The organism is Cytobacillus sp. NCCP-133, assembly GCF_026011715.1.
GTDB lineage: Bacteria > Bacillota > Bacilli > Bacillales > Cytobacillaceae > Cytobacillus.
Window position 1 is genome coordinate 1 of the sequence record NZ_BRVM01000057.1, and the last position, 851, is coordinate 851.

The window sequence follows — 851 nt, forward strand, 5'->3', positions numbered from 1 at the left end:
GAATTAGTTAAAGAACTTGTAAAGGAAAAAAAATTCACAAGCACCAATGAAATCATGGAAACCATCAAAGAAATGTTTTCTGATATTTTGGAGGAAGTACTCCAATGTGAGATTGAGGAGCAGCTGGGTTATGAGAAACATCAGCGCCGGAGTGACGGACCTTGCAATTACCGAAATGGCGCAACTAAACGTAAATTAAAAACGCAATTCGGTGAAGTTGAAGTAAGTGTTCCCAGGGACAGAAATGGCTCGTACGAGCCACAAATTTTGGACAAATACCAAAGGAGTGTAGATGGTCTGGAAGAAAAAATATTGTCCCTATATGCTCACGGAATGTCCACTAGGGATATCCAGGAACAGGTCAAGGATCTCTATAATATTGAAATTTCTTCTGAATTAGTTAGTAAAATTAGTGAGAAAATTATGCCACAGGTGAATGAATGGCAAAGCCGTCCGCTTGAAGCCTATTATCCTTTCATTTTTATGGATGCCATCCATTATAAAATTCGAGATAATCACCAAATTGTTTCGAAAGCAGCCTACGTTGTTCTGGGAATCAACAATGAAGGATATAAAGAAATACTGGGCATCTGGGTTGGAGGAAATGAAAGTAGTAAGTTTTGGCTAGGTGTGTTGAACGATTTGAAAACCCGAGGGGTGAAAACAGTTAATCTTTTCTGTGTTGATGGGCTTACAGGCTTTAAAGAAGCCATTCAAGCAGTGTATCCTTTTGCCGGTATTCAACGTTGTATCATTCACCAGATTCGCTCAAGTACCAAATATGTATCGTATAAACACATAAAGGAATTTGTCGCCGATTTAAAGCTAATCTATACTTCAATCAACGAAGA

Annotated in this window: 1 protein-coding gene; it reads left to right on the top strand. The window is 38.4% G+C overall.

What is annotated here, in order from left to right; all coding sequences use genetic code 11:
- The coding region (locus NCCP133_RS21815) for an IS256 family transposase (protein ID WP_264807317.1) at positions 1-851 on the top strand (851 nt) is incomplete at both ends.